27 protein-coding genes are annotated in these 25,995 nt (G+C 65.6%); 11 read left to right on the top strand and 16 right to left on the bottom strand.

What is annotated here, in order from left to right:
• Positions 1-19 precede the first annotated feature (19 nt).
• The 3 genes from N7I30_RS00810 to N7I30_RS00800 all read right to left on the bottom strand — a co-directional run bounded on the left by N7I30_RS00810 (position 20) and on the right by N7I30_RS00800 (position 2,109).
• Positions 20-985 carry a calcium/sodium antiporter gene (locus tag N7I30_RS00810; RefSeq protein WP_228239793.1) on the bottom strand — a complete coding sequence of 322 codons (966 nt, stop codon included), beginning with the start codon at positions 983-985 and terminating at the stop codon, positions 20-22.
• A gap of 313 nt (positions 986-1,298) precedes the next feature.
• On the bottom strand, positions 1,299-1,478 hold the full coding sequence (locus N7I30_RS00805; protein WP_024350414.1) for a hypothetical protein: 180 nt from the start codon (positions 1,476-1,478) through the stop codon (positions 1,299-1,301).
• A 130-nt stretch (positions 1,479-1,608) separates the two neighbouring features.
• Positions 1,609-2,109, bottom strand: a complete 501-nt coding sequence (locus N7I30_RS00800) for a tRNA (cytidine(34)-2'-O)-methyltransferase (RefSeq protein ID WP_491391824.1) — start codon at positions 2,107-2,109, stop codon at positions 1,609-1,611.
• A gap of 243 nt (positions 2,110-2,352) precedes the next feature.
• Here N7I30_RS00800 and N7I30_RS00795 point away from each other — a divergent pair, with 243 nt between their 5' ends.
• From N7I30_RS00795 to N7I30_RS00765, 7 genes are all read left to right on the top strand, one after another.
• The gene (locus N7I30_RS00795; RefSeq protein ID WP_498636057.1) at positions 2,353-4,224 is read left to right on the top strand and encodes an ABC transporter ATP-binding protein; all 1,872 of its coding nucleotides are present in this window, start codon (positions 2,353-2,355) and stop codon (positions 4,222-4,224) included.
• Positions 4,221-6,152 carry an ABC transporter ATP-binding protein gene (locus N7I30_RS00790; RefSeq protein ID WP_228239796.1) on the top strand — a complete coding sequence of 644 codons (1,932 nt, stop codon included), beginning with the start codon at positions 4,221-4,223 and terminating at the stop codon, positions 6,150-6,152. The genes N7I30_RS00795 and N7I30_RS00790 overlap by 4 nt, the downstream gene beginning before the upstream one ends.
• Before the next feature lie 243 nt (positions 6,153-6,395).
• Positions 6,396-6,956: a ubiquinol-cytochrome c reductase iron-sulfur subunit gene (gene petA / locus N7I30_RS00785; protein WP_024350418.1), complete on the top strand. Its 561-nt coding sequence runs from the start codon at positions 6,396-6,398 to the stop codon at positions 6,954-6,956.
• A gap of 18 nt (positions 6,957-6,974) precedes the next feature.
• Entirely contained in the window at positions 6,975-8,273 is a 1,299-nt protein-coding gene (locus N7I30_RS00780; protein WP_155898452.1) for a cytochrome b, read from the top strand.
• Positions 8,274-8,364: 91 nt separating this feature from the next.
• Positions 8,365-9,267 carry a cytochrome c1 gene (locus N7I30_RS00775; protein ID WP_410170481.1) on the top strand — a complete coding sequence of 301 codons (903 nt, stop codon included), beginning with the start codon at positions 8,365-8,367 and terminating at the stop codon, positions 9,265-9,267.
• A gap of 134 nt (positions 9,268-9,401) precedes the next feature.
• Entirely contained in the window at positions 9,402-9,728 is a 327-nt protein-coding gene (hmuQ, locus tag N7I30_RS00770) for a heme-degrading protein HmuQ (protein WP_228239874.1), read from the top strand.
• A gap of 20 nt (positions 9,729-9,748) precedes the next feature.
• Positions 9,749-10,288, top strand: coding sequence for an adenine phosphoribosyltransferase (locus tag N7I30_RS00765; protein ID WP_228239875.1), 540 nt, complete (start codon positions 9,749-9,751; stop codon positions 10,286-10,288).
• A 34-nt stretch (positions 10,289-10,322) separates the two neighbouring features.
• Here N7I30_RS00765 and N7I30_RS00760 read toward each other — a convergent pair whose 3' ends face one another.
• The 13 genes from N7I30_RS00760 to lgt form a co-directional block, all read right to left on the bottom strand.
• Positions 10,323-12,662, bottom strand: coding sequence for a putative bifunctional diguanylate cyclase/phosphodiesterase (locus N7I30_RS00760; protein ID WP_498636054.1), 2,340 nt, complete (start codon positions 12,660-12,662; stop codon positions 10,323-10,325).
• Between the two features lie 227 nt (positions 12,663-12,889).
• Positions 12,890-13,360: a MaoC family dehydratase gene (locus N7I30_RS00755; protein WP_228239799.1), complete on the bottom strand. Its 471-nt coding sequence runs from the start codon at positions 13,358-13,360 to the stop codon at positions 12,890-12,892.
• Complete coding sequence (locus tag N7I30_RS00750) at positions 13,357-13,809, bottom strand: MaoC family dehydratase (RefSeq protein WP_228239800.1); 453 nt, start codon at positions 13,807-13,809, stop codon at positions 13,357-13,359. Before N7I30_RS00750 ends, N7I30_RS00755 begins: the two co-directional genes overlap by 4 nt.
• Before the next feature lie 84 nt (positions 13,810-13,893).
• Positions 13,894-14,997: a redox-regulated ATPase YchF gene (gene ychF / locus N7I30_RS00745; protein ID WP_024350426.1), complete on the bottom strand. Its 1,104-nt coding sequence runs from the start codon at positions 14,995-14,997 to the stop codon at positions 13,894-13,896.
• Between the two features lie 115 nt (positions 14,998-15,112).
• On the bottom strand, positions 15,113-15,847 hold the full coding sequence (gene pth / locus N7I30_RS00740) for an aminoacyl-tRNA hydrolase (protein WP_370194565.1): 735 nt from the start codon (positions 15,845-15,847) through the stop codon (positions 15,113-15,115).
• Between the two features lie 47 nt (positions 15,848-15,894).
• Positions 15,895-16,554 (bottom strand): 50S ribosomal protein L25/general stress protein Ctc, encoded by a 660-nt coding sequence (locus tag N7I30_RS00735; protein ID WP_228239802.1) that lies wholly within the window; start codon positions 16,552-16,554, stop codon positions 15,895-15,897.
• 173 nt (positions 16,555-16,727) lie between these two features.
• On the bottom strand, positions 16,728-17,276 hold the full coding sequence (locus tag N7I30_RS00730; RefSeq protein WP_228239803.1) for a hypothetical protein: 549 nt from the start codon (positions 17,274-17,276) through the stop codon (positions 16,728-16,730).
• 115 nt (positions 17,277-17,391) lie between these two features.
• Positions 17,392-18,324: a ribose-phosphate pyrophosphokinase gene (locus N7I30_RS00725; protein WP_024350429.1), complete on the bottom strand. Its 933-nt coding sequence runs from the start codon at positions 18,322-18,324 to the stop codon at positions 17,392-17,394.
• Between the two features lie 165 nt (positions 18,325-18,489).
• Complete coding sequence (locus tag N7I30_RS00720; RefSeq protein WP_277025189.1) at positions 18,490-19,272, bottom strand: hypothetical protein; 783 nt, start codon at positions 19,270-19,272, stop codon at positions 18,490-18,492.
• A 178-nt stretch (positions 19,273-19,450) separates the two neighbouring features.
• A complete protein-coding gene (locus tag N7I30_RS00715) occupies positions 19,451-20,599 on the bottom strand; it encodes a M24 family metallopeptidase (protein WP_024350431.1) in 1,149 nt (382 codons plus the stop codon).
• A gap of 6 nt (positions 20,600-20,605) precedes the next feature.
• A complete protein-coding gene (gene pgeF, locus N7I30_RS00710) occupies positions 20,606-21,406 on the bottom strand; it encodes a peptidoglycan editing factor PgeF (protein WP_228239805.1) in 801 nt (266 codons plus the stop codon).
• 33 nt (positions 21,407-21,439) lie between these two features.
• Entirely contained in the window at positions 21,440-22,582 is a 1,143-nt protein-coding gene (locus N7I30_RS00705; RefSeq protein WP_024350433.1) for a class I SAM-dependent methyltransferase, read from the bottom strand.
• On the bottom strand, positions 22,579-23,457 hold the full coding sequence (lgt, locus tag N7I30_RS00700) for a prolipoprotein diacylglyceryl transferase (RefSeq protein WP_024350434.1): 879 nt from the start codon (positions 23,455-23,457) through the stop codon (positions 22,579-22,581). The genes N7I30_RS00705 and lgt overlap by 4 nt, the downstream gene beginning before the upstream one ends.
• A 286-nt stretch (positions 23,458-23,743) precedes the next feature.
• Between lgt and N7I30_RS00695 the strand changes: the two genes are divergently transcribed.
• The 4 genes from N7I30_RS00695 (at position 23,744) to N7I30_RS00680 (ending at position 25,994) form a co-directional block, all read left to right on the top strand.
• Entirely contained in the window at positions 23,744-24,028 is a 285-nt protein-coding gene (locus tag N7I30_RS00695) for an accessory factor UbiK family protein (protein ID WP_035694822.1), read from the top strand.
• Positions 24,029-24,307: 279 nt separating this feature from the next.
• Positions 24,308-24,808, top strand: a complete 501-nt coding sequence (locus N7I30_RS00690; RefSeq protein ID WP_228239806.1) for a type III secretion system chaperone family protein — start codon at positions 24,308-24,310, stop codon at positions 24,806-24,808.
• A gap of 1 nt (position 24,809) precedes the next feature.
• Positions 24,810-25,625: a pyrroline-5-carboxylate reductase gene (gene proC / locus N7I30_RS00685; RefSeq protein WP_228239807.1), complete on the top strand. Its 816-nt coding sequence runs from the start codon at positions 24,810-24,812 to the stop codon at positions 25,623-25,625.
• A gap of 3 nt (positions 25,626-25,628) precedes the next feature.
• Positions 25,629-25,994 carry a tRNA-binding protein gene (locus N7I30_RS00680; protein WP_024350437.1) on the top strand — a complete coding sequence of 122 codons (366 nt, stop codon included), beginning with the start codon at positions 25,629-25,631 and terminating at the stop codon, positions 25,992-25,994.
• Position 25,995: the final 1 nt, after the last annotated feature.

Here is a 25,995-nt window from a genome sequence, read left to right as displayed (position 1 = left end):
CGTCTCCGGCTGCGGCGTTTCAGAGCCCCGCCTGAACCGCGATGTAGCCGGCATAGGCGACGAGCATGACCGCCGCCATCGGCCGTCCGATGGTGCGGAATGCGAACAGATAGACCAGCATGGCGACCGCGATCGCGGCCATGATCGGCCCGTCCCAGATGGCGAAGCGGCCGGACACGGCGATCGGTGCGATCACCGCGGTCGCGCCGAGAATGCTCAGGATGTTGAAGATGTTCGAGCCGACGACGTTGGCGAGAACCACCTGCGACTGCCGCTTCCATCCGGCGATCAGCGCCGTCGCCAGTTCGGGCAGGGACGTTCCGATCGCGACGACGGTCACGCCGATCACCGCTTCCGATACGCCGAAGTCGCGCGCGATGCCGACCGCGCCCGTGACCATGAGCCGGGCCCCGACAACCAGCATCACGATGCCGGCGACCACCCGGAGCAGCGCCGGCAGGAGCGCCAGACCCTCTTCGTCGTCATCCCTGTCCGCGTCGTCGCGGTCCGACCCCTTTGCAAGCCGCCGCCGCTTTTGCTCCAGCGCATAGGTGGTGAAGAGGTAGACGGCGAGCACGGCGAGGAGGCCAGCGCCGGCGAGCCGGCCGATATTGCCGGTCAGGAACAGCGCCACGGCGATGAGCGAGGCCGCGACCATCATGATCAGGTCGCGCCGGATTGCCGGATCGCTGTTGACGACCGGCGCGATGAGACCGGCGGCGCCGACGATCAGCAGGACATTGGCGATGTTGGAGCCGACGACGTTGCCGACCGAGATGTCTGGCGAACCGGAGAGCGCTGCCTGCACGGAAACCAGCAGTTCTGGTGCTGACGTGCCGAAGCCCACGATGACCAGGCCGACGACGAGTTTCGAGATTCCGTAGCGGGTGGCGATGGCGACGCTGCCGCGAACCAGGAACTCGCCACCACCGAACAGGAGGATGGCACCAGCAACGAGGTAGGCAATATCCCAGACGATCGGCAATGCGGTCTCAACCCGAAATTCGAGGGCAGCAAGCCCGGTTATGGTTCAGGCGTACTGCCTGTCCGACATCGGCGATGTGGGAAGCCATCGTCATTCCGCCAAGCGTTGCGGGCGAGAGATCCGGCAGAAACCGCATCCTGCAAGCCGGCGACACGACGCTGCGGACAAAGGGGGGCACCGGAAAAAGGGCGAGGGAAGAAATCGCGCGAGTTGAGCGATGAAAGGCCGCGGAACATCGTCGACGCAGGCCGGTTTGTCTTCGCCGATCAGGAATCAGCGACAGTGCCGCGCCTGGAACGGCGCGGCTTCGCGATCAGCGCGGATTGCTGCCCGGCTGCGGCATCTTGGCTTCGGCAACCTGCAGACGCTCGAGTTGTTCGCGGATCGACTGTGGCAAGCCTGTCGGCGCCGAGAAGCTCGGCGTGTTCTGAAGAAAACGCGCGATCTCCGACTGGCGCCGTCTGTTCGAAAGCGTTCTGGCCAGTTCACTCATTTCATTGGCCTTTCAGGTAGAAGAGAGCAAATTTCCAACGTTGGACAGGCAACGTGCCTTTCGCAGGTCGGTTCCTCATATTGCTTGGATTTGCTTAATCGGACGCTAACGATGACGATTCCGACTTGAGTTATTGTTGCCAGCGTAACTGTCGGAGAACTTCACCGGCGGCCATTCCGGCGGCGACGGCCAGATTGAGCGACCGTCCGCCGCCCTCCATCGGGATCGTCACGCTCGCGTCCGCGATTGCATGGATGGCGTCGGGGACGCCGGCACTCTCGCGACCAAACATCACGACGTCGCCGGGCGCGAAGGCGAAGTCCGTATAGATTTCGGAACTGCGGGTGGTGAACAGCACGATCCGCCGTCCGGCCGCGCGACGCGCCGCATCGAACGCGGCGAAATCGACGTGCCGGACCAGCCGCGACATGGCGAGGTAGTCCATCCCCGCACGCTTCAGCGCCCGGTCCGCCAGGTCGAAGCCGGCCGGTTCGATGATCTCGACCGGCAGGCCCACACAGGCGCCCAGCCGCAGGATCGTGCCGGTGTTTCCGGCGATATCGGGCTGGTACAGCGCCAGCGAGATCTGCGGCTTGCTCAAGGATGGCGTGTCGGTGCTGTCTGGTTTCACGATGCTGTCACTCGCCTGCGCTGTCCGGCCCCGTGATTCCGCAGCCAGGCTTCCTATATCCCGAATATGTCGGCGACGCTCCTGACAGGGGGCGAGCGCGCCATCCTTCGCAACGACGACACAGTCTGCAGTCATATGTCCCGCGGCATGGTCGCCGGGATCCGGGAGCGCTGCTCCGCCGCCGTTCGGGTGTTTCCGGAGCGGCCGGAACCGCCCCGACACACCGATTGGAAAGCCTTTTTGATGTTCTCGTTGTTCGAGAGGATGGTGGAGCCGTTCCCGCCGCGGGATCTGACCACTCCGCCGCAGGGCGGCCTGTTCCGTTTCGTCTGGTTCTACGCCAAGCCCGTCTGGCCGCTGCTCGTCGCGACCGCGATCCTGACCTCGCTGATCTCGATCGTCGAGGTCTCGCTGTTCGGTTTCCTTGGCCAGATCGTCGACTGGTTCTCCGGCGTCTCGCGCGAGACCTTCATGGCCGAAAACGGGCTGACGCTGGCGTTGATGGCGGCCGTCGTCCTGGTGCTGCTTCCGGGTCTCGTTTTTCTCGAAGGGCTCGTCACCTTTCAGGGCCTCGCCGCCAATTTTCCCATGCGTTTCCGCTGGATGGTGCATCGCTGGATGCTCGGCCATTCGATGGGCTTCTATCAGGACGAATTCGCCGGACGGATCTCCACCAAGCTAATGCAGACCGCGCTCGCCGTGCGCGAGACGGTGATGAAGTCGATCGACGTCTTCCTCTATGTGGTCGTCTATTTCACCGGCATCGTCGTTCTCGTGGCGGCGGCCGACTGGAAGCTGGTCCTGCCCTTCGCCGCCTGGGTCGCGATCTACGCGCTGATCCTGTGGTACTTCATCCCGCGCCTCGACCGGGTCTCGCAGAGCCAGGCCGATGCCCGCGCCGAGATGACCGGCCGCGTGGTCGACGCCTATGCCAATGTCGCGACCGTCAAGCTGTTCGCCCACACCCGGCGCGAAGCCGACTACGCGCAGCGCTCCATGCGCGGCTTTCTCGGCACGGTCTACGGTCAGATGCGGCTGGTGAACCTCTTCTATGTCTCGCTCTACGCACTGAACTCGCTGCTGCTCTTCGCCGTCGGCGCCCTGTCGATCTGGCTGTGGCTCGGCGAACTGGTCAGCGTCGGCGCCATCGCTGCGGCGATCGGCCTCGTTCTGCGGATCAACGGCATGTCGCAATGGATCATGTGGGAGGTTTCAGCGCTGTTCGAGAACATCGGCACGATCCGCGACGGCATGTCCACCTTCACGATCCCGCACGCCATCACCGATCGCAAGGCCGCGCCCGCGCTGGTCGTCGACCGCGGCGAGATCGCCTTCGAGAACGTCGCCTTCCACTATGGCCGCGGCGACGGCGTCTTGCAGGATTTCGAACTGACGGTGCGGCCGGGCGAGAAGGTCGGCCTTGTCGGGCGTTCGGGGGCGGGCAAGTCCACCATCCTCAATCTTCTCCTGCGCTTCCACGACGTGGAATCCGGCCGCGTTCTGATCGACGGGCAGGATATCGCGACGGTGAAGCAGGAATCGCTGCGCAGCCAGATCGGCATGGTCACGCAGGACACCTCGCTGCTGCACCGTTCGATCCGCGACAACATCCTCTACGGGCGGCCCGACGCCAGCGAGGCCGATCTTCTGCGCGCCATCGAACGCGCCGAGGCGGCGGACTTCATCGCCGAGCTGCGGGACATTGAGGGACGCGGCGGGCTCGACGCGGAGGTCGGCGAGCGGGGCGTCAAGCTCTCGGGCGGCCAGCGCCAGCGCATCGCCATTGCCCGCGTCATGCTGAAAGACGCGCCGATCCTGCTGCTCGATGAAGCCACCTCGGCCCTTGACTCCGAGGTCGAGGCGGCGATTGCCGGCAATCTCTACCGTCTGATGGAAGGCAAGACCGTCATCGCGGTCGCCCATCGTCTCTCGACCATCGCGGCCCTCGACCGGCTGATCGTCCTCGACCAGGGGCGCATCGTCGACGAGGGTACCCATTCCGAACTGCTCGACCGGGGCGGCCTCTATGCGCAATTGTGGACCCGCCAGACAGGCGGCTTCCTGCTCGGTGACCCCGACGCGGATGCTGCCTCGACCATAAGGGCCGCCGAATGATGGACCGCTTTCTCCGGCGCTTCGAGACGCTGCTCGATCCCTTCGAGGATCAGGGGGAGGACCGCGAGGATGCCCGGCTTAATCGCACCGGTCATCTGGCCCCGCTGCCGTCGGAGACCAACCGCTTCATCTGGCACTTCGCCCGTCAGGCGAAGTGGCCGCTCGGGGCCCTGCTGATCACGGGCGGGCTGACCGGGGGCATCGAAGCAGCGCTCTATACCGGCGTCGGCTGGTTGATCGACGCGATGGAGCGGTCCACCCCGGCGACGTTCCTGGCGGAGAATTTCTGGCTGGTCGCGATCCTCGCCTTCCTGACGCTGATCGGCCGCGCGCTGGTGCTGTTCGCCTCTTCGGTGCTGGAAGAGCAGGTGATCTCGCCGAGCTTCTACAATCGCATCCGCTGGCAGAGCTATCGCCGGCTGATGGAGCAGACCTACACCTTCTTCCAGAACGACTTCGCCGGACGGCTGTCGCAGAAGGTCCAGCAGGTCGGGCAGGCGACGGGCGACTTCATCACGACGATCCTCCAGACCTTCTGGTCCTTCGTCACCTTCATCATACTGACTGTCAGCATCCTCGGCGCCATCGACTGGCGGATGGCGATGGTGCTGGGCCTGTGGACGCTCGGCTATGTCTGGATCGTCCGCAATCTTTTGCCGAAGATCCGCGAGAACGGCCGGGCGGCGGCCGAGGCACGCTCCGTCGTTTCCGGCCGCGTGGTCGACAGTTTCACCAATATCCTCTCGGTGAAGCTGTTCGACTCGTCTCGGCGCGAGGATGCCTTCGTGAAGGACGGCTTCGGCTACCTCGTCGACGCGGTACGACGCATGACCCGTGCGCTGACGGGCGTGCGTACCGCGGTCGCCGTCCTCAACGGCCTGATGATGACCGGGGTCGGAGCGGTTGCGATCCTCGGCTGGCAGGCGGGCAGCGTCACCACTGGCGGAGTTGCAATCGCGTTGGGCCTGGTTCTGCGCCTCAACCAGATGTCGGGCTGGATGATGTTCAACATCAACGGTCTGGTGCGCAATTACGGCACCATCCAGGATGCGGTCGCCACCGTGACCGCGCAGCCTGCGCTGGTCGACCGCGCGGATGCACAGCCCCTGACCGCGACGCGCGGCGAGATCCGCTACGAGAACGTGACGTTCCACTATGGCAAGGGCGGTGGGATCATCGAGAATCTGTCGCTCACGATCCGGGCCGGCGAGAAGGTCGGGCTCGTCGGCCGCTCCGGTGCCGGCAAGACGACGCTCGTCAACCTGCTGCTGCGGCTCTACGATCTCGAGGGCGGCCGCATTCTGGTCGACGGGCAGGACATCGCCGCGGTGACCCAGGCCTCGCTGCGCGGTGCCGTCGGCGTGGTGACGCAGGACACGTCTCTGCTGCATCGCTCGATCCGCGACAACATCGCCTATGGCCGGCCCGGCGCCGACGATGGCGACATCCTGTCGGCGTCCGAGCGCGCCAGCGCCGAGGAGTTCATTCCCGGCCTGCGCGACCCGAAGGGCCGCAGCGGCTACGATGCGCATGTGGGTGAGCGGGGCATCAAGCTCTCGGGTGGCCAGCGCCAGCGGATCGCCATTGCCCGCGTTCTTCTCAAGGATGCCCCGATCCTCGTTCTCGACGAGGCGACCTCGGCGCTCGATTCGGAGGTCGAGGCCGCCATCCAGGACAATCTGTCCGCCATGATGCAGGGCAAGACCGTGATCGCCATCGCCCACCGCCTGTCGACGCTGGCCGCGATGGACCGGCTGATCGTGCTCGACGAAGGGCGGATCGTGGAGGAGGGGACCCATGCCGAGATGATCGCCGGCGGGGGACTGTATGCCAGCCTGTGGGCACGCCAGTCCGGCGGCTTCCTCTATGCGGGCGATGCCACGGGAACCGAACCGGTTCCCCAGGTGCCCGATCGCGCACCCGCATGAGGGCCATGACTGGTCCGCCGACACCCACCCGGCTGCCCTGAGGCTTGTGATCGCACAGCGACACTTGGACCTTGGAGCCCTTCCAGTCTGGACAAGCGCCAAGGTTCGCGCATAGAAACGCCCGAAATCGTAATCCTGTCAGGAGCGTGGCGATATTGCGTCATGTCTCCTCTTGCCGCACGGGGTCGAATCCGCAACAAGCGGGGCGATCCGCGCACGATCAGTCAAGGAGTGGCAGCCGCCGTGAGCCTCAACGAAACCACCGAACCCAGCCGTCGGGATTTCCTCTACATCGCCACTGGTGCGGTCGGCGCAGTCGGCGCGGCGGCGTTGGCCTGGCCGTTCATCGACCAGATGAACCCCGATGCCGCGACGCTCGCTCTCGCCGAGATCGACGTCGATGTCAGCCAGGTCGAGGTGGGCCAGTCGATCACCGCCAAGTGGCGCGGCAAGCCGATCTTCATCCGTCAGCGCACGGAAGCCGAGATCGAGGAAGCCCGCGCGGTTCCGCTCGAAGAGCTGAAGGATCCGATCGCCCGGAACGCGAACCTTTCGGGTGACGCGCCGGCGACCGACGAGAACCGTGCGACCGAGGGCAAGGAAGCCTGGCTGGTGATGGTCGGTGTGTGCACGCATCTGGGCTGCATCCCGCTCGGCAATTCCGGCCCGTTCGACGGCTGGTTCTGCCCGTGCCACGGATCGTCCTATGACACCGCCGGCCGCATCCGGCAGGGGCCGGCGCCGACGAACATGGACATCCCGCCCTATACGTTCACGTCCGACACCACTGTCCGCATCGGCTGATCCGGGAGAAGGTTACCCATAATGAGCAGTCATTCTTCCTACGTGCCGTCGAGCGGTGTCATGCAGTGGCTGGACGCCCGTCTGCCGCTGCCGCGCCTCGTCTACGATTCCTTCGTGGCATATCCGACGCCGCGCAACCTGAACTACGCCTACACCTTCGGTGGCATCCTCGCGATCTTCCTGGTCTCGCAGATCCTCACCGGCGTCGTGCTGGCCATGCACTATGCGGCCTCCTCGGGCATCGCCTTCGAGTCGGTCGAGAAGATCATGCGTGACGTCAACTGGGGCTGGCTGCTGCGCTACATGCACGCCACCGGCGCGTCGTTCTTCTTCATCGCGGTGTATCTGCACATCTTCCGCGGCCTCTATTACGGCTCGTACAAGCAGCCGCGCGAGGTGCTCTGGATCCTCGGCGTGATCATCTTCCTCCTGATGATGGCGACCGCCTTCATGGGCTACGTCCTGCCCTGGGGCCAGATGTCCTTCTGGGGCGCCACGGTGATCACCGGCTTCTTCACCGCCTTCCCGCTGATCGGCGAGCCGATCCAGCAGCTGCTGCTCGGCGGCTTCTCGGTGGACAACGCCACGCTGAACCGCTTCTTCTCGCTGCATTACCTGCTGCCCTTCATGATCGCCGGCGTCGTCATCCTGCACGTCTGGGCGCTGCATGTGACCGGCCAGACCAACCCCACCGGCGTCGAGGTCAAGTCGTCGAAGGACACGGTTCCGTTCACGCCGCATGCCACGGTCAAGGACGGCTTCGCGATGGTCGTGTTCCTCGCGATCTTCGCCTATTTCGTCTTCTACCTGCCGAACTTCCTCGGCCATCCCGACAACTACATTGAGGCGAACCCGCTTCAGACGCCGGCTCACATCGTTCCGGAATGGTACTTCCTGCCGTTCTACGCGATGCTGCGTGCCATCACCTTCAACATCGGCCCGATCGATTCCAAGCTCGGCGGCGTGCTGGTGATGTTCGGATCGATCATCGTCCTGTTCTTCCTGCCGTGGCTCGATACCTCGCGGGTGCGCTCGGCGGCCTATCGTCCGATCTACCGGGTGCTGTTCTGGGTCTTCGCCTTCGACTGCGTGTTCCTGGGTTGGCTCGGTGCGAAGCCGGCGGAGGGCATCTACCCGACGCTCGCCCTCATCGGCACGATCTACTACTTCGCGCACTTCCTGATCATCCTGCCGATCCTCGGTCTCGTGGAGAAGCCGAAGAAGCTGCCGAACTCGATCACGGAGGCCGTGCTGGCCAAGCATGGCGGCAGCGGTCGGCCAGCCGGCGCGACTGCTTCACCAGAGACCAAAGGCTGAGCTCGGACGGCTTCGGAGAGAACATTCCATGATTAGACTATTGTCAGCCCTGCTCGCGGCCGGCGTCTTCACCGCTCCGATGTCGGTGGCGATGGCTCAGGACGCACAGCCGGAAGCGGTCGAGGCCCAGGCCGAGGCCGAAGGCACGGCAGCCGAGGGTGCGGCGGCCGAAGGTGCGGCCGAGACCGAGGCGGAACTCGAGGCCGCAGCCGAAGAGGGGCACGGCGAAACGCCGCATTACCCGCTTCGCAAGCCGGAAGAGATGAACTGGAGCTTTGCCGGCCCGTTCGGTCATTACGACCTCGGCCAGCTGCAGCGCGGTCTGAAGGTGTACAAGGAAGTCTGCGCCTCCTGTCACGGGATGAACCTCGTGGCGATGCGCACGCTGACCGATCTGGGCTACAGCGAAGCCCAGGTGAAGGCCTTCGCCGCCGAATACACCGTCCAGGACGGCCCGGATGATTCCGGCGAGATGTTCGAGCGGCCGGGTATCCCGTCGGATTACTTCCCGGCGCCGTTCCCGAACCCGGCAGCCGCCGCTGCGGCCAATGGCGGTGCCCATCCGCCAGACTTCTCGCTGCTCGCCAAGGCGCGTGCCGTCGAGCGGGGGTTCCCGACCTTCGTCTTCGACATCTTCACCCAGTATGCCGAAGGCGGTCCGGATTACATCCATGCCCTCCTGACCGGATATGGCGAAGAGGCACCCGCCGATATCACGATCCAGCCGGGGACCTACTACAACCCGTACTTCATCTCGGGCCCCGCTCTGGCGATGCCGCCGCCGCTGTCGGACGACCTGATCGAGTATCCGGATGGGGCGCCCCAGACCGTCGATCAGTATTCGCGCGACGTGACCGCCTTCATGATGTGGGCCGCCGAGCCGCACATGGTCGAGCGCAAGGCAACCGGCCTCATCGTGATGGTCTTCCTGATCATCTTCGCCGCGATGCTGTTCCTGGTGAAGCGCCGGGTATGGGCGGGTACGCCGCACTGATCGTCGTTGACGACGACGTGAACGATGACGGAATCGAGGGGGCTACGGCCCCCTTTTTCCTGCGCCGGTGCAAGGGCAGCATATGGCCTGCCGGCCCGTTCGCAAGATCCATTTCAGCCGAGGAGACGCGTTGCATGTATATCGCGATGAACCGCTTCAGGGTGCTGCCGGGCGCCGAACAGGAGTTCGAAGCGCTCTGGCTCAACCGGGAATCCCGGCTGCAGGACGTGCCGGGCTTCGTCGAGTTCCATATGCTGAAGGGCCCGGCAAGCGAAGGGCACACGCTCTATGCCTCGCACACCGTCTGGCGCGATCATGCTGCGTTCGAAGCCTGGACGCGATCCGAGGCGTTCCGCGCGGCCCACGGCAAGGCCGGCGGTACGCGCCCACTCTATGACGGGCATCCGCAGTTTGAAGGATTCGACGTGATCCAGACCATTGGACGCGAGGACGGCGCGTGAGCACGAGCAAGGCAGCTTCGATGGCCAAGGGCTTTGATTTCACCGCGGCGATCCGGACCATCCCGGACTATCCCAAGCCCGGCATCCAGTTCCGCGACATCACGACGCTTCTGGCCGACGCGGATGCATTCCGCGGCGCCGTCGATGCGCTGGTCGATGGTCATCGGGACGAAAAGGTCGATCTCGTGGCCGGCATCGAAGCGCGGGGCTTCATCCTTGGCGGTGCGCTCGCCCACCAGCTCTCCGCCGGCTTCGTGCCGATCCGGAAGAAGGGCAAGCTGCCGCACGACACGATCCGTGTGGCCTACAGCCTCGAATACGGTGTCGACGAGATGGAGATGCACCGGGATGCCGTCCGTCCGGGTCAGCGCGTGCTGCTCACCGACGATCTGATCGCCACGGGCGGCACGGCAGAAGGTGCGGTCAAGCTGTTGCGGGAACTGGGCGCGGAGATCGTCGCCGCCTGCTTCGTCATCGATCTGCCCGATCTGGGCGGGCGTAAGCGGCTCGACGCGCTCGGCGTGGAAGTGCGCACGCTGATCGCATTCGAAGGCGACTGACGGCGCGGACGGCGATGGCAGGCTGCGTTGCCGGTCAGGCGGTCGCCAGGGCCGCGCAGGACGCCTGGCTGGCCTCGGCCGTGGCGCAGAAATCGCGCAGGAGGTAGGCGCCGAGATCGGCGGCCTCCATCGGACGGCTGAAATAATAGCCCTGGAACTGGTTGCAGGTCATCCGGGTGAGGATGTCGATCTGTTCGGCATCTTCGACGCCTTCTGCCGTCACGCTGAGATCGAGCACGCGGCCGAGCGCCAGGATCGTCTCCAGGATTCCGTGGGCGATCCGGTCGTCCTTGATCGCGTTGACGAAAGACCGGTCGATCTTCAGCTTGTCGAATGGGAATTTGCGCAGATAGGAGAGGCTGGAATAGCCGGTTCCGAAATCATCGAGCGCGATCCGTACGCCGAGCGCCCGCAGCTGATGCAGCACGGCCACGACCGTCTCGGGATCGTCGATGAACAGGCTCTCGGTGATCTCCAGTTCGAGCCGGTGCGCCGCAAGGCCGGAACTGGCGAGCGCGTCTTCCACATCTGTCGTGATCGTGCCGTGCCGGAACTGGTCGACCGAGACGTTGACCGCCACGGTCAGACGATCGCCCCATGAGACCGCGTTGCGGCATGCTTCGCGCAGGACCCAGGCCCCGATCCCGCAGATCGCGCCGGTCTGTTCGGCCAGCGGAATGAAATGGTCGGGCTGGACGCGCCCGTGCAGGGGATGCTCCCACCGGACAAGGGCCTCGAAGCCGAGCGTCTGGCGGCTGCGGCTGTCGACGATCGGCTGATAGTTGAGAACCAGTTCGTTGCGTTCGACGGCGCATCGCAGATCGTATTCGAGGCGGTGTCGGTCCCGCAGGCGCTGTGCCATCTCGCTCTCGAAGAAGCAGAAGGTGTTCTTGCCGGCTGCCTTGGCCTCGTAGAGCGCCAGGTCGGCATTGCGCAGGAGATCGTCGGGATTTGCGCCATCGAGCCCCGGAAAGGCGATGCCGACCGAGCAGCCCACATTGGCCAGTTCGGCGCCCAGGCTGAAGGGCGTCGCGAAGCACGCCAGAATGGCTCCCGCCAGACTGTCGGCCGAGGCCGTATCGGGCGCCGAGTGGGCGACGATGGCGAACTCGTCACCGCCGATCCGCGCCACCATGTCGCCCGGCTCCACGATGCGCAGCAGACGGGCCGCGACCTGCCGCAGGAGCTGGTCGCCGGTGAGGTGACCGTTGCGATCGTTGATCAGCTTGAAATTGTCGAGGTCGAGATACAGCAGGCTGGAGGTTGGGCCGTGTGGCGGCGGAGATGCGCAGATGCGATCGATCTCTTCGGCAAACCGGCTGCGGTTGGCCAGGCCGGTCAGGCTGTCGTGATGCGCAAGATAGGCGATCCGGCGCTCGGCATGCGTGGTCGCGGTGATATCCGACGCCACCCCGCGATAGCCGGTGAACGTGCCATCATGGCCGAAGATCGGCTTGCCCGTCATGGCGATCCAGGCCGACCCCTGGGGACCGGGCACCTCGATGATCGCCTCGCGGAACGGGGTGCGTTCGAGCATCGGCTGCGCGATGGGCGACAGATCGAGGCCTTGCCCTGCAAACGTCAGGTCGCCGTTCGGTATCAGACGGTCTGTCCCCCGACCGAAGATCTGCGAGAACCGGTCGCCGCCGCGCACCAGTTGTCCGCCGTGATCCGTCTGCCAGATCCAGTCGCTCGTGCCTTCTTCGAATTCGCGCAGGAGGAGTTCGATGATCGAGGATTGTTCTGCGAGCTTCTGATGGCCTTCGAAATTCTCCTGCAACAGTTCGCCGCGTGCGCAACTCGCGCGATAGACGATGAAGGTGAAACCCAGGAGCAGAGCCAGGAGGAAATAGTCGTTCGTCCCCTGCGAGATGCCGAGTGCGGCCGCCGACCCGACGAACAGGGGGATGATGAAGGCCTGCAGGGCTCGCTTCAGCGCGGACAGCGCAAAGCCGCCGCCGCAGATCATTCCCATGGCGATCACGGCGATGACGCTTTTCGCATCACCATCGGAGGAGGGGTAGAAGGTCAGGATCGCCAGACCCCACCAGGCGCCGAGGATGAACGCGTTCCGCACAGCATGCGCGGTGGCGCGGCTCGATGCCGAGACCAGCGGTGCACGCCGCTGGAAGCGCGACCAGGCGCGGATCGAGACCAGAACGATGTAGGACAGCCCCAGGAGCCAGATCAGCGCCCAGGGCGAAAACGCCTCGCCGGATGACATGCCGAGAATGATGATCGCGTTCATCACGTTGCCGAACATCATGACCGGGGTGGTCTTGAGAATGCTCGTCAGCTGGACGCCGCGCAGACGATCGGCAGCGTGGCCTTGAGGCTCTTCCCGGGCAGGCTTGGCGGATGATGCGTCGAACATGATGGATGGGTGCCGCTGACGAACTGATCCACCCATCAATGTCCGTTGCCATCTAACATGACGTAAAGCGGCGCGCATAATCGCAGATTTTTGATTGGTTTAGGTCGAAGAATGGGGGCAGCGGCCCCGCTCCGGCATCCGGAACGAAGCGGCGGAGGCTGCTGCCCGTAGCCCCGGTTGGGCGTGATGAACGAGGCTCTGCGTCGGATCGTGACGGGCGACGGCGCTCAGTCGGTTCCGCAGAAGGCAGCGCCGTCGAACGAGAACACGGTGTGGCCGTGCTGATTGACGCCTTGCGTCGTGAATTCGAGGACGCCCCAGCCCTTGCGGCTGGCAGACGCCCGCTTGCCGGTCAGCGTCTGGGTGAAGGTCACCGTATCGCCGGCATAGACCGGCTTCGGCCAGGCAAGGTTCTTCACGCCGGGGGAGGGGCCCATGCGCGGCGGCTGGTTGCCGGCGGCGACCCATGCTCGGCCGAGCGCAACCTGGCTTTCGACATTCAGGCGCATGCAGACGCCGGCGGTGTGCCAGCCGGACGCGCACAGGCCGCCGAGAACGGAAGCCTTCGCAGCGTCCTCGTCGAGATGGAAGGCCTGCGGGTCGTATTTGGCCGCAAAGCGCTTGATGTCTTCCGCGAGGAAGGTGTGCGAGCCCATCTCACGGGCTTCGCCGACGATCAGACTGTCCCAGAAGGTCATGCGGCAAGGCCCTCCCGCGTCAGAACGAGCAGGGTGTAGGCGCTTTCCAGAACCGTTTCGCCGGTCTGGTTGCGCAGATCCGTGGTGATCTTGAGGATGCCGAGGGTCGGACGCTTGGAGGACAGGCGACGCGACACGACGCGGGCGGTACCGTGAAGAACGTCGCCCGGCCGGACCGGCCGCTTCCACCGGACGTACTCGACGCCGGGCGAGCCCTGCGACGAGGAATCGAGAATATAGGCGTCGGCCATCATGCGCATCATCATCGCGCAGCTATGCCAGCCCGAGGCCGACAGACCGCCGAGAAGCGTGTCCTTCGCCGCCTCTTCATCGAGATGGAAGGGCTGCGGGTCGAATTCGCGGGCGAACTCGATCACCTCGTTCCGGGTCACGGGGTAGGGGCCGAGATCGATCTCGAGCCCTTCCGTGAAGTCCTCGTATGTGCGCATCGGGCCTCCCAGTGGCGAAAAGGCTCTCCCTCCTTCCGCCGAATTTCGCGGGGCCGACGCAGCGCTGCGCCGGCCCCCGCAAGCTCAGTTGTTGAACTTGAACATCAGGATGTCGCCGTCCTGGACGACGTATTCCTTGCCTTCGTCGCGGGCCTTGCCCGCTTCCTTGGCCGCGACCTCACCGCCGAGCGAGACGAAGTCGTCGAAGGCGATGGTCTGGGCCCGGATGAAGCCCTTCTCGAAATCGGTATGGATCACGCCAGCAGCCTGCGGAGCCTTGGCGCCGCGCCGGACCGTCCAGGCGCGGGTCTCCTTCGGGCCTGCCGTGAAGTAGGTGATCAGGTCGAGCAGCGAGTAGCCTGCCTGGATCAGCCGGTCGAGGCCGGGCTCGGTCAGGCCCATCGCCTCCAGATAGTCGCCGACTTCCTCGGCGGGCAGCTGCGCGATCTCGGCCTCGATGGCGGCCGAGATGACGACGCTCTTGGCGCCCTGCTTCTGGGCCATCGCCGCGACGGCTTCCGAATGGGCGTTGCCGCTCGCCGCATCGTCCTCGGCGACGTTGCAGACATAGAGGACCGGCTTGGAGGTCAGGAGGTTCAGCGTCTTCAGTTCGCTGCGCTCCTCGGCATCCATCCCGGCCAGGAGCACGCGGACCGGCTCGCCGTTCTGCAGCTTCGCCAGCGCCGCTTCCATCACGGGGAGGGCCTGGATCGCTTCCTTGTCCTTGCCGGTCGCCTTCTTGCGGGTCGCGACGATGCGACGCTCCAGGCTCTCTAGGTCGGAGAGCATCAGCTCGGTCTCGACCGTCTCGGCGTCGGCGACGGGATCGACACGACCCTCGACATGAACGACGTCGTCATCCTCGAAGCAGCGCAGCACGTGAACGATCGCGTCCACTTCGCGGATGTTGGCGAGGAACTGGTTGCCGAGGCCTTCGCCCTTGGAGGCGCCGCGCACCAGTCCGGCGATGTCGACGAAGGTAATCCGCGTCGGCAGGATGTTCGCCGACTTGGCGATGCCGGCGATGTCCTTCAGCCGCGGATCGGGAACCGGCACGTCGCCGGTGTTCGGCTCGATCGTGCAGAACGGATAATTGGCTGCGGCCGCGGCGGCAGTCTTGGTGAGAGCGTTGAACAGCGTCGACTTGCCGACATTCGGCAGGCCGACGATCCCGCATCTGAAACCCATGGGGTGGTCCTTCGAAGATGGTCGTGTCTGACGCGTATCGCGCCGATCTTGGGGGCTGTTTGCCGCCTTCGCGGCGAGGGGTCAACTCTGGCGCCGCCCGGGAAGGCGGCGAGGGTCAGTCCTTGCCGAAGAGCCGCTTCAGCATGTCGGCCATCGGGCCCTTGTCGGGTACCTTCACTTGCGGCGGCGCTCCGCGCGCCTGACGAATGTGGCTGCGGCCCTTGGGCGGGCCCGCGGGCTTGCTCGCGCTGGCCGCACCCTTGGCACCCGACGGCTCGTTCGAGCTCGTGGACAGGCTGACCTTGTTCATGAAGACCGCATCCTCGCCCTTGGCGAGGCTGTCGACATGGCGTGCGACGGCTTCGATGAACGGCTCCAGCCATTCGCGGTCGACCTTGGCGAAATCGCCGAGGACATAAGGGGAGACGGCGTCCTTGTTGCCCGGATGGCCGATGCCCATGCGCACGCGGCGGTAGTCCTTGGTGCCGAGATGAGCGTCGATGGAGCGCAGGCCATTGTGGCCGCCATTACCGCCGCCCGTCTTCACCCGCAGCTTGCCGGGCGGCAGATCGAGCTCGTCGTGGATGACGACGATCTGCGACGGCTCCAGCTTGAAGAAGCGCGCGGCGTCGCCGACCGAGCGGCCGGACTCGTTCATGAAGGTCTGGGGTTTGATCAGGACGACCTTCTCGCCGCCGATCTGGCCCTCGGAAATTTCCGCCGAGAACTTCTTCGACCAGGGAGAAAAGGCAGGGTCGCGGGCGATCTCGTCGAGCGCCATGAACCCGATATTGTGGCGATTTCCGGCATAACGGGAGCCGGGATTGCCCAATCCTGCGATCAGCAACATCGCCCGGCTCCTTTCTGTTTCGTTCGGCGGTTAGCCGAGGCTCGGACTTACTTGTCCTCGCCGGACCCGTCTTCGCTGACCTCTGTGGCCTCGACCGCATCGGCCTCGACCTCGGTGGCCTCGTCATCCTCGGACCGCAGGGCGGCCGGGGCGGCAATCGTCGCGATGGTGAAGTCGCGGTCGGTGATCGTCACTTCGACGTTCTTCGGCAGGGTAAGTGCCGAGGCATGGATCGAGTCGCCGATTTCCAGACCGGTCAGGTCGAGCGTGAAGTGCTCCGGAATCGCGCTGGCCGGGGCATGGACCTCGACCTCGTGGCGGACGACGTTGATGACACCGCCGCGCTTGAGACCCGGAGATGCTTCCTCGTTCTCGAAATGCACAGGGATGTTGACCGTCACGCGGGTCTTTTCGGAGACGCGCAGGAAGTCGACATGCATCAGGAAGTCGCGGACGGGCTCCAGCTGATAGTCCTTCGGGAGGACTGAAATCTTCTGGCCGTTGACCTCGATGGTCGCGACGTGGGTCATGAAACCGCCGGCGTGAAGCGCCAGGAAGGTTTCCTTGTAGGGGATGGCGATCGGCAGCGGGTCCTGCTTGTCGCCGTAGATAACTGCGGGGATCATACCGTTGCGGCGAAGATGTCTGGCGGCCCCCTTGCCGACCTTCTCGCGCGCCTCGGCCTTGACCGTAAAGGTCTCGCTCATGGCTTTGTCCTTCGTGCTGTGAGGTGGTCGGTCAGACGGTGTGCCTGAAACGACGAAGAGCGGACCTGCGAGGGACCGCTCAACTCCGCGCTGCCTCCAAGGGTGTCTGCGCGGACGCCGTGCCTATACCCCAAGGCGGGCGGATGGACAAGACAGCGCCGTGAATGGCGGGCCTAACGGCGGGCCGCGTCAGTCTTGTCGGCTTGGGATGCTTTCCACCCATCCGGCAGATCGGGATTGCGCGTATAGCCCGGCCCCACGGTGAGCGGTGCAGGCGGCATCACCGCGTCCGACATCTGCGAGGTGACCGTGAAGCTGTCCTCGAACAGCACGGCCCCGTCGCCGTTCTGCACCAGGCGTACGTCGACGCGGTAGGGCCGACCCTTGACGATCCCGTGCAGTGGCGGCGTGCGCAGGCCGTAGCGCGTCGTGCGCGCGGTCAGCTTCGCGCTGACCGGGATCGGTGGGCCGCCGCCTGGGTCCTCGAACACCGCCTCGATGCGCGAATAGCTCTTCACCGGTCGTTGCACGACCGCGGTAAAACCGTAGAAGGCGTCGGCTTCGCGGTAATTGAAGATGAAGCTCGAGCCGGCGATCGTGAGATAGGGACGGTCGGCATCGGTTTCGCGGGTGACCCAGCCGATCGCAAGCAGGATGGCGACGAGACCGACGGCGGCCGTAACAACTCCCTGCGTGCCCAACTTGCCCAGTCGCGCGAACATGGTTTCTGTCCGATGGCCCGTGTGGCCAGACGCACAGTCTAGCGCAACGGAAAGCCGGCCAGAAGCGCTTTATCGGCGCCGTAAAGCGGCGCCGACCGGGCCGCCCCGGATCGGCTCAGTCGAACAGGCTCGAGACCGATTCCTCGGACGCCGTGCGCGCGATCGCTTCACCGAGAAGATTGGCGGTGGTGACGACGCGGATGTTCGCCGCCTCGTTGATCGCCTTGGTCGGCTGGATCGAGTCGGTGATCACCAGCTCCTTGAGGCTGGACGCGGTGATGCGCGAGACCGCGCCGCCCGAGAGCACGCCGTGGGTGATGTAGGCCGAAGCGCTGTTGGCGCCGGCCTGCACCAGCGCGTCGGCAGCGTTGCACAGCGTGCCGCCGGAATCGATGATGTCGTCGATCAGGATGCAGTTGCGGCCGGTGACGTCACCGATGATGTTCATGACTTCCGACTCGCCCGGCCGGTCGCGGCGCTTGTCGACGATGGCCAGCGGCGCATCGAGACGCTTGGCGAGCGCGCGGGCGCGGACCACGCCGCCGACGTCGGGCGAGATGACCATCAGGTTCGACAGATCCTGATGCTCCTTCACGTCGCGCGCGATCAGCGGCACGGCGAAGAGGTTGTCGGTCGGGATATCGAAGAAGCCCTGGATCTGACCGGCATGCAGGTCGAGGGTCATGACGCGGTCGGCGCCGGCCTCGGTGATCAGATTGGCGACCAGCTTGGCGGAGATCGGGGTGCGCCCGCCGGCCTTGCGGTCCTGCCGGGCATAGCCGAAATAGGGAAGCACTGCGGTGATGCGGCGGGCCGAAGCGCGGCGCATGGCGTCGATCATGATGAGCAGTTCCATCAGGTGATCGTTGGCCGGATAGGACGTCGACTGGACGATGAAGACGTCCTCGCCACGGACGTTTTCCTTGATCTCCACGAAGACTTCCTGGTCGGCGAAGCGCCGGACCATGGCCTCCCCGAGTGGCAATTCCAGATAGCGTCCGATGGATTGAGCGAGGACGCGGTTGGAGTTGCCGCTGAAGAGTTTCATCGCGTTCTTTCCGATAGCGGGTACCGGTCGGGACGGCTTGGCTATGCCGCTACGGTGGGCCATCCCGTCGCCTCCGGTTCGATGCAGGGGCTCATAGCAACATCGCGCGAAACTTCAACCCGCCGCCTTTCGCAATGCGGGATAAGTTCGGGGCATCGAGGAGGCTCAGCCAGTGCCGGTTGCGACCTGCGCGGCTTCCTGCAGCGTGCGGTCGGCGACGGCCGCGAGCGTCGACAGGTCGATGGCGGCCCAAGGGTCCGCGGCGGCGCCCGGTACGCTTTCCTGTCCCTGTATGCGCCGGACACGGCGGTCGCTCGCATCAAGCACATCCCAGACATAGACGAGGGTCGTGGAGGACCCGTCGTTGAATGCCGAGAAATAGCCCTTCAGGCGCACGCTCGACGGTGCTTCGGCGGCGGGGCGGATCGTGACGCCCTTGGCGGCGGCGCTTTCCGACAGGGCGCGCGCCAGAAGCACCGCCTTTTCCTCGGGCGCGCCAACAAGCGGCAGGAACTGCACTTCGCCAACGCTCTGGTTGGCGCTGACGGATGCGGGGGCGGGACCTGCCGGCGCGGGCGCTGCCGCCAACGTCGTCGGGGCAGCCGCGACAGGCTGGGCGGATTGCGGGGCCGGCGCTGCCTGCTGCTGAATGGGCGCGATCGGAGCGGAGGACACCGGCTGCTGCTGAACCGGCGGATAGGCCTGCTGGTTCATTGGCTGCTGCTGCTGCGACATGGCCGGCTGCGGATAACCCATGGTGCTCGAGGCAGCCGGTGGGGGCGCGGCGGCGAATTGCCGGGACGGGACGGAGGCGCTCATCGACCCGCTGCCGAGGGATCCGATACCGACGCTCGGCACAGGACCGTCGGGCCCGAAATCCATCGATGCCTCGGTACATCCGGAAAGGCTGGTGCCGAGACCGACGATCCCGAGCGTCAGGGCGATCATCGGCACGCGGCGGCGGGGATTGGATTCCACGGAGCTCGTTCCTTGCGACTGACGGCCAGCGTTCGACCGGGATCGTGGACCGTGAGTCGCAAGATAACGTTAAAAGGCGGTCGATTTTCTTCGAAAGCCCTGCGCCACAAGGCGCAGGCCCTAAATCTGGCGACGGCGGCCGCCTGAATCAGACCGAAATCAGGTCGAGAGAAAGCCGCGACAATGGCTCGGGCGCGCTCGTCGTCGTCAGGTAGGTCCGGCCGAGCGTCATCGCGGTATCGGTGTCGGAATCCATGATGATCATGTGCGCGAAGAGGGTCATATCCGGCACGATCGGCTGCGGATTGCCGGAATAGAACATCGGCGTGTCCATCCACGACGGCGCGTAGCGCGCCCCAAGCGAATAGCCGCAAGCGCTGAGGCGGTGGCGGACGAGTTCATGGGCTTCCATCACCGCCGCATGGGCATCGAAGACGTCGCCGAAGCTGCTGCCCGGAACCATCGCCGCCTCGACGGCATCCAGCGCCTCGCGCGCGGCCGTGTGCAGTTCGACATGGCGCTCGCTCGGGCGGCCGACGATCACCGTCTTCATCAAGGCGGCGTGGTACTGCGATTTGACGCCGGCCCATTCCAGCGTGAGCTGATCCTGGTCGTCGAGGATGCGGCGGCCCGACTTGTATCGGCACAGCAGGGCATCGCGGCCGGAGCCGACGATGAACGGGTTGGCTGGATAGTCGCCGCCTTGGCGCAGCACCTCTCCCTGAAGCGCCGCCAGGATGTCGGCCTCGTTGGCGCCCGCCCTGATCAACGGCAGGGCGGCATCGAACGCCTCGTCACCGAGCCGTGCAGCCTCGCGCACGGTCTCGATCTCGGCAGGGGTTTTGACCGCGCGCAGCAACGGCACGAGGTTGGAGGCCTCCTTCAGCGTGGCGAAGGAGCCGAGCCGCTCCTGTACCATCTGGCCGTTGGCTGCGGTCAGGCCATGGGTCGCCCACTCGACGCCGATGCGGGCACCGAGAAGGCCCATGTCGTCGAGCATGTCGCGCAGTTCGATGACCGGATCGGCGCTGCCCCGGTCGCGCCAGATGCTGATCGATTCCAGCGTCGAGGTGTGACGCGCCTGCCGCAGGTCGGCCGAGCGGGTCAGAAGCTGCATCTCGCCATCGGCCTTCACCACCAGGCACTGGAAGTGACAGAAGCCGAAGGTGTCGTAGCCGGTCAGCCAGTACATCGATTCCTGGGCGAACAGCATCAGGGCGTCGAGCTTCTGCTCACCCATTTCCAGCATGAGCCGGTCGCGGCGGGCGTCGAACTCGTCGCGTGAGAAATGCAGCATCCGAGGTTACTCCGCGAGGGCGATGGCAGAAAGCTGGCGGCCGTAATCGGGCTCGCCGCGATGCGTGGTGCGCCGGAAGGAAAAGAAGCGGTCCGGCTCGCCATAGGTGCAACGGTCGACGAAGCTGCCCTCGACGCCGCTGGCTTGCAGTTGCGCAACGATGAAGCCCGGCAGGTCGAACTGACGCTTGTCGGCGCTGCGCCCGGGCTGGAAGAACCGCTCGCGTGCAGGCTCCGCGTCGAGGAACTCCGCCACCATCTCGAGGCCGACTTCGTAATTGGGCTGCGTGATCGTCGGCCCGAGCACGGCACGGATGGAATTGCGCTTTGCACCGAGCCCTTCCATGGCGGCGACCGTCGCTTCCAGGACGCCGTTCAGCGCGCCACGCCAGCCGGCATGCGCCGCGCCGATCACGCCGTTCTCGGTATCCGCGAAAAGGACGGGCCCGCAGTCGGCGGTGACGACGCCGATGGCGAGGCCCTTGCGGCGCGTCGCGATCCCATCGGCGCGCGGGCGGTCGCCGGAGAAGGGGGCATCCAACACCACGGCGTCCGCCGAATGCACCTGCCAGGGTGTCGCGAGATCTGCGCTGCCCAGAGTGGCGAGCGCGCGGGCTCGGTTTTCCAGAACGTCCTCGGGACGGTCGTTCGAGCCGATCCCGACATTGAGCCCGGCATAGAGCCCTTCCGAGACCCCGCCGCTGCGGGTGAAAAAGGCATGGGCGATGTCTGGTCCTGCCAGACGGTCCGACCGGACGACGGCGGAATCAGGCAGCGGCGACGCGGATCGGCTTCGAATGTCGGACATGGCGCGGGATCGTGGTCGAGGGGCAGGGCGAAGTCAATCCGCGGCGGTTCCGTCGGTTGTGTCCGGCAATCCGGCCTCGATCAGGCCGAAGGGTGGCAGTCTCATTGGGCGCGAGGCAGCGCACAGAACCTTGAAGATCTGGCCCATATCGCCGGGGCCCGTTCCCGCCAGACGCTGCACGGCGCCGGTGATTTCCGTTCGCGTCTTCTCGTCACGCGCAGCGCCGAGCGCGCCAGCCCGTTCCAGAAGGCCGAGGGCTAGAAGGAAGTCGCTTTGCGTGACCGTCGGCGATACGTAAAGCCCGCTCGCGCGGAACGGGGCGGCAATCCTGTCGAAGTCGACATGGCTGGTGATGTCGTTCTCGCCGGGGCGGTCCAGCGGGTCGGCGAAGGCATGGCCGTGCATCGCCTGCAATGTGTCCCCGTAACCGCTGCGGGAATGACCGTAATCGATGAAGAGGCCCGCGCCGCCGTCCGTGGCCAGCCGCTCGGCCAGGGCCGCGGCAATCCGTTCGCGTGCTGGCGAGACTTCCAGCACCGCGCCGGCCTTGGGCTCCACCAACCCCATCGCCCGGACGGCATCGGAAACCTGCGGGCGCGCTTCGCACAGCACGAACTCGAAACGTCCGCTGTCGGTCGTCGATACGCAGCGTTCGCGCCAGTCGCTGCCGTCGAAGACATATTGGCGGACCGCAACCGCATCGAACAGCTCGTTGGCGACGACGACCATCGGTCGTCGCTCCAGATCCTCGATGCGCCGCACCCGGCGGATCGGCAGGTCGAAGCGTCCCAGCGTCTGCATCTGCTCGTCGGCGAGCCGGTCGCTGGTTTCCACCAGCCGCACAGCGGCCGCCCGCATGCAGTCCGGGGCGACGGAACGCAGCGCGCGCAGCATGTCGGCCATCATCGTGCCGCGGCCGGGCCCGCATTCGACCAGCAGAAAGGCGTCTGGACGACCGAGACCGGTCCAGGCCGAGGCGACCCAGGCACCGAGAAGTTCGCCGAACATCTGGCTCACCTCGGGCGCGGTGACGAAATCGCCGGCCCGGCCGAACGGATCGCGACGCGCATAATAGCCGTGCTCGCGATCGTAGAGTGCGAAGTTCCAGTAGCGGTCGACGCCGAGTGGACCTTCGACCCTGACATGTTCGGCAATCTTGCGGGCAAGCGCGTTCACGGCCGGGCGGCGCCCGCTTGATCGTCCTCCACCGGCTGGGGCTCGTAGGCGCGGGGCCTGGCCGTCGCCATGGCCCAGATGCCGATGATCAGCATCGGAACCGACAACAGCATGCCCATGGTGAACCAGCCGCCATAGAGGTAGCCGAGTTGCACATCCGGCATGCGGAAGAACTCGACGAAGATGCGCGAGCAGCCATAGCCGAAGAGGAACAGGCCGCCGACGAAGCGCGGACGACCGAGCATCTTGAAGTGGTGCGTCGCGATCCGCAGCACGATGAACAGCAGAATACCTTCCAGCAGCGCTTCGTAGAGCTGGCTGGGGTGTCGCGGCATCGGGCCGGCATCGGGAAAGACCATCGCCCAGGGTACCATGGTGGGCGCGCCCCACAATTCGCCGTTGATGAAGTTGGCGATGCGCCCGAAGAACAGGCCGAAGGGCACCGAGGCGGCGACGATGTCGATCAGGCTGAACAGCGGCACCTTGTAGACGCGACAGAACACCGCGATCGCCACCACCACGCCGATCAGGCCGCCATGGAACGCCATGCCGCCTTCCCAGACCCGGAACACCGCCAGGGGATCGGCGACGTAGCGTTCGAATTCGTAGAAGAATACCGAGCCGAGGCGGCCTCCCACCACGATGCCGATCGTGATGTAGAGGATGAAATCGTCGATCTGCAGCTTGGTGACCGGCGAGACGCCATTCGGCCAGAGCCGCGTGTTGCCCGCCAGATGGCGACCGTAGAGCCATCCGCAGAGAATGCCCGCGACATAGGACAGGCCGTACCAGCGCAACTGGATCAGTCCGAGATCCAGGAAGATCGGATCGATCTGCGGATAGGTCAGGACACCGAGATAGGGGAGGGTGAGCATCGGTCCGCCATTGGGAGAAAGCGGGCGCTTGGCGCCCTTGCAGGAGCGGCGCGACCTTGGCCCGCGACCTTCACAGGGTCAAGCGTGGCCGGCCCCGGAGATCGACGCTGTCCCACCTGTGTGGCCCTCGAGCCTTCACCTTCGCGTGCGCTGCCATCCGAAAGGCTGACCGTTCGGGCAGCCTTCCACTGCCGCAAGCCCGCCCGGTCGCCATTGCCATCGTCCCCGGCGCTCTCTACCTCAACCCCGAAGAGAACGCGCAATGGCGCAAAACGGAGACCCATTCATGTCCAGGACAGGCCCCGGCCGCCAAGGCCCCAACCGGATGCTCGACGAGTTCGCCCGCGTCATGACCGATGCTGCAGGTGCCGCGCAGGGCGTGCGCCGCGAGATGGAGACCGTCTTCCGCGCGCAGGGCGAGCGGCTTCTGAACCAGATGGACCTCGTGCAGCGCGAAGAGTTCGAAGCGGTCCGCGACATGGCGGTGAAGGCGCGCACGGAAAACGAGGCTCTGAAGAAGCGGCTTGCCGATCTGGAAGCCCGCATGGCCGGAACCGGCGACGCCAACTGAGCGTCCAGCCGAGTTCTCCACAGCCTATCAACAGGTTTCGGGCGTTGCTCAATGCGCCCGAAAAGCCTTTGCCGAGAGTCGCTTAAGACTCGCCGCCGGCGGCCGGCGATCCCGCATGAATCCACCGAGTGGTGAATAATTCCTTAATCCCCTTAAGCCGGCGACTCCCCGTCTATATGCTGATTCATAAGGGTGATTCGACACGGAGCGGTGTCTCACTCCCGGTGGGAGCCGTTGCGGCAAATGGTGATCCCGCCGATGCGAATACGGGGACTCACCATGCAATTGACTGAACTTGCCACACTGCGCCAATCCAACCCGGTCGACATGATCGAATGGGTTGCGTCTGCGCGGGAATGGGCATTCGAACGTTCCTGCGACGACGAGCTTGCGGTCGCTGTCGCAGGCGTCTGGACCGACTATTCGGTTTCCTTCTCCTGGGTCGAGGATATCGAGGCGCTGCATCTGGGATGCGCGTTCGATCTTCGCATTCCGGCGCACCGCCGCGCCGAGGTCCTGCAACTCCTCGCTTCGATCAACGAGAAGCTCCTGGTCGGCCATTTCGACCTTTGGCAGAACGAGAATGCGGTGATGTTCCGCCATGCACTGCTTTTGTCCGGAGGTGCGGAGCCGACCAGCCAGCAGGCCGAGCGCATGCTGACCAGTGCTCTGGAAAGCTGCGAGCGGTTCTATCAGGCGTTCCAGTTCGTCATCTGGGCCGACAAGACGGCGCAGGAGGCGCTGGATTGCGCGCTCTTCGAGACCCAGGGCGAGGCCTGATATGGCAATGGCGGCCCAGCGCATCCTGCTCCTTGGCGGCGGCAACATGGGGGCGGCTCTCCTCGGGGGCTGGCTGGACAAGGGTCTCGATCCGGCCCGGGTGCTGGTGGTCGATCCGAAGGTCGGCGATACGCTGCGGCCGCTGATCGAACGCTACGGCGTGCGTCACGCCACGTCCGTGCCGCAGGAGACCTTCGACGTCGCCCTGCTGGCTGTGAAGCCGCAGATGATGGGCGCGGCGCTGCCGGACCTGCGCGATGCGCTGACATCGGACAGTCTCGTGGTTTCGATCGCCGCCGGTACGACCATCGCCGCCATCGAGGCGCTGCTCGGCGCGCATCCGGTGGTGCGGGCCATGCCGAATACGCCGGCGCTCATCGGCCGCGGCGTGACCGGTGCTTTCGCCAATGAGCGGGTCGATGCGGCAGGTCGCGAGACAGCCGACGATCTGTTGTCGGCCAACGGGCCGGTAGAGTGGGTCGAGGCGGAAACGCTGATCGACGCCGTGACCGGGGTCTCCGGCAGCGGTCCGGCCTACGTCTTTCATCTGGCCGAATGCCTGGCGCAGGCGGGCGAGGCGGCCGGACTGCCGGCCGATCTCGCCATGCGGCTGGCCCGCCATACGGTCGCCGGCGCCGGCGAACTGATGATCCGCTCGGACCAGACGCCGGCGACGCTCCGCCAGAACGTGACGTCGCCGAATGGCACCACACAGGCGGCTCTCGACGTTCTGATGGCCGAGGACGGGCTGGCCCCGCTGATGGAGCGGGCTGTGCGAGCGGCGCGCGACCGCGCCGAAGCTCTGTCGAAGGAGTAGCGTGTGAGCGCCCAGAAAGACGACACGCCATCCGCGCAGATCGGCTTCGACGACTTCATGAAGGTCGACATTCGTGTCGGCACCATCGTCGAGGCGGCGCCGTTCCCCGAGGCCCGCAAGCCGGCGATCAAGCTGACGATCGATTTCGGGGCGCCGCTCGGGCGCAAGAAATCCTCGGCCCAGATCACCCGGCACTACGAGCCCGCAGAACTGGTCGGCCGGCAGGTGCTGGCGGTCGTCAACTTCCCGCCGCGCCAGATTGGCCCGATGATGTCAGAGGTGCTCACCCTCGGCGTGCCGGACGCCGATGGCGAGGTCGTGCTGATCGGCCCGAGCCAACAGGTCCCCGAGGGCGGCCGCCTCTACTGAG

The sequence above is a fragment of the Aurantimonas litoralis genome (assembly GCF_026153195.1).
In the GTDB taxonomy this organism is placed as follows: domain Bacteria; phylum Pseudomonadota; class Alphaproteobacteria; order Rhizobiales; family Rhizobiaceae; genus Aurantimonas; species Aurantimonas coralicida.
The sequence above is the reverse complement of the archived record's forward strand: the minus strand, read 5'-3'. Positions and strand labels throughout refer to the sequence as shown.